Here is a 3,071-nt window from a genome sequence, read left to right on the forward strand (position 1 = left end):
CTCCTATTGTGTGAATGTTTATAATTTAATAATAATACAAACAGGAGAATATTTCCTTTTCATATGAAAGTATATTGGGGAATTAGAGTGGCATTTGAAATGAAATATGATATTTTGTTTGCAAAGTGATTTTTAATCAATGCATATGTGAGATTTAAACTAGCTTTAAAAGTTTATCTGTTGTTAAAACTGTAGCAAACATTTCATGCAAACTTACTAATGCTAGCTTATGGATATCTTCTGCATGATAATAATTTCCATCATATGAGATTCTACCAAATGTAGCGGTCGCATCTGAAATGACATAAGTTGAAAAGCCTAAATTACCAGCCATACGAACTGAAGTGGATACACAATAGTCTGTTGTTAAACCGATAATGACGGCAGTTTCATAATTGTGTTCTCGTAAATATGTTTCTAAATTGGTTCCGATAAAAGCGCTATTCACATTTTTTTGAAATACTGGTTCATCTGGAAGAGGGATAGCAAAGTCTTTAAATTCACTTCCGCTGCTTTCTTTTCTTAATGGGTGATTTTCTTTATGTGAGATGTGCTGTACATGGATGACAGGACGGTTTGTTTTTCTCCATGTTTGTAATATAAGTTCCATGTTTGTTTCAGCGTGTATATTATTGCGTTTTCCCCAGTAATCATCCTCGAATCCTTTTTGAATATCAACTAGAATAAGTGCAGCATTTTTAGGTAATTGGTTCATTTGTTATTCTCCTTTTCAAAAATGATTTGTTTTCTATTAAAAGAATATCAAGTATTGTAAAAGGAGAGAATTTCCATTAATTTTGAAGGGTATAACAAAAAGTTTGAACAAGGGGATATAGAGGATGGACATAGAGTGGTTACGGTGTTTTTTGCTTTGCTCAGAGTATAAAAGCTTTTCAAAAGTAGCAGAGCATTTCCATATTACGCAGCCAGCAGTAAGTAAACAAATAAAAAAACTAGAAGATGAATTAGGAGTAGAATTATTAAGCAGATCTTCACAAGGAATAAAATTAACAGAAGCAGGGATTCATTTTCAAAAAAGAATCATTCCATTTGTTGAGGAATGGGATAGTATTAGGAAAGAAATGAAAGGTATGGGAGAATCCATACATGTGGTGCTAGGCCTATTACCTAGTCTTGCAGCATTCTATCTTCCAGAAAAACTTATTGGAGGTAAGAGTGAGAATATCAATATAGAAACCAAAGTATATGATATGTCTAAAGAGATTATGGAAGAAGTTGTATCAGGAAAGTTAGATGCAGGTTTAGTAGATGAAAAATGGGTGCCAAAACATCTTTGGAATAGACAATTATTTGTGGAGCCATATAACGTAGTTTTTCCGGAGAAACATTCATTTAGTAAAAAAGAAGATGTATTTATAAATGAACTTTTAATAGAGAGTTTCGTTATGTATCCAATCGGCTGTGATATTCGAAGGGCGATTATAGAAGAGTTTGAAAGACTGAAGGCAGAGCCTAATATTAGTTCTGAGGTATCATTTCGAGATTTTATTCTAGGTATGGTTGCTGCAGGGGCAGGAATTACAATTGTTCCACGGACGATTTCAGAGCGTATTGAACATTTACCGCTGCGTACTATACCAATTCGGGATTTTCAAAAACAAAGAGCAATATATTTGATTGCACGAAATGAAAGGGTTGGTAAAGCCCTTTTTAAAATGTTTACAGAAACTACTTTGTAATTGTTAGAAGGTACTTTTTCATACAAATTAAAATAATAGAACCTATTTATTTTATATACACATACATATAAAATTAAACAAGTAACATAGCAACAGGGGGGACATGTTTTGTTAGAAGGTAATCATGAGTTGGATTCAAAAAATGGCGTAAGTTTTAACAGTTTACGAGCTGACTGCGAGAATTGCTTCGGCTTGTGTTGTGTCGCACTACCTTTTGCCGCTTCGGTAGATTTTGCGGTTAATAAGGATGCTGGTAAGCCTTGCTCAAATCTGCAATCGGATTTTCGTTGTAGTATTCATAAAAACCTTAGACAGAAAGGGTTTAAAGGATGTACAGTTTTTGAGTGTTTTGGTGCAGGACAAAAGGTTTCTCAAGTTACTTTTGAGGGAATTGACTGGCGTACAGGACCAGAACAGGCAAAGAAAATGTATGACGTTTTTCCAGTTATGCATCAGCTTCATGAAATGCTTTGGTATTTGAATGAAGCTTTAACGTTAAAAGCGACACGTCCGATTCATAAGGAGGTTCGTGCCGCGATTGATGAGACGGAACGACTTTCAAAGCTTAGTCCAGATTCAATAATAGAACTAAATGTTCCATTACATCGAGCGAATATCAATACGCTTCTTTTAAAGACGAGCGAGCTAGTATGGATGGAGTCACGTCAGCAGTATAAGAACTCGAAAAAAAATAAGAGGATTAATCATCGAGGAGCGAATCTTATGGGGGCAAAGCTTAGAAGAGCAGACCTTAGGGGAGCGAATCTAAGAGGGACATACCTAATTGCGGCAGATCTTCGAGACGCTGATTTAAGGTCAGCTGACTTTATTGGTGCTGATTTACGAGATGCTGATTTAAGAGGAGCAAATCTTACGGACAGCATTTTTCTTACTCAAGTCCAGATTAATGCAGCAAAAGGAGATGCAAACACGAAATTACCAGAGTTACTCTCTCGTCCTGCACACTGGTCAGTTTGAAAAATATAAATTTTATCTTCATAAATACTAAAAAACACAGGCTATATTTTTTATAACGGGTTCGTTTTAAGAGTGCAAAAACTTAATGAGAGCATTTATTTTAGGTCCAAATCGCATATGGTTTGGACCTATTATTTTTGTTGATTTATTAAGATTTGTTGGTAATTGGTGTATAAATTAGCATACTAATTAACCGAATGACAATGAATTGCCGTATCGTAAAATAATTAGAATAGGAATATATGTTAAAGTAATAAGGGGTAAAATGAAAGAGGTGGACATTATGATGCTTTTAAGGCCTTTGCTAATGGCTCTCTTGACAGGGGTAATAATATTGGTACTTACTTGGTGGTTTAGTAAAAAAGATTTCCCTTTCTTAATAAGGATGCTACC

At 34.6% G+C, this 3,071-nt stretch carries 3 protein-coding genes; 2 read left to right on the forward strand and 1 reads right to left on the reverse strand.

What is annotated here, in order from left to right:
- Nucleotides 1–154 precede the first annotated feature (154 nt).
- Nucleotides 155–715, reverse strand: coding sequence for a cysteine hydrolase family protein (locus V7183_RS25715; protein ID WP_097897855.1), 561 nt, complete (start codon nt 713–715; stop codon nt 155–157).
- A 124-nt stretch (nt 716–839) separates the two neighbouring features.
- On the opposite strand from V7183_RS25715, the gene V7183_RS25720 reads away from it, so the two are divergent.
- Together V7183_RS25720 and V7183_RS25725 are read left to right on the forward strand one after the other, a co-directional pair.
- The gene (locus V7183_RS25720; RefSeq protein WP_335361306.1) at nt 840–1,700 is read left to right on the forward strand and encodes a LysR family transcriptional regulator; all 861 of its coding nucleotides are present in this window, start codon (nt 840–842) and stop codon (nt 1,698–1,700) included.
- A 108-nt stretch (nt 1,701–1,808) separates the two neighbouring features.
- Nucleotides 1,809–2,678 (forward strand): pentapeptide repeat-containing protein, encoded by an 870-nt coding sequence (locus V7183_RS25725; protein ID WP_335361307.1) that lies wholly within the window; start codon nt 1,809–1,811, stop codon nt 2,676–2,678.
- The last annotated feature ends 393 nt before the right edge of the window (nt 2,679–3,071 follow it).

Source organism: Bacillus sp. JJ1127 (assembly GCF_036965845.1).
Taxonomy (GTDB): Bacteria; Bacillota; Bacilli; order Bacillales; family Bacillaceae_G; genus Bacillus_A.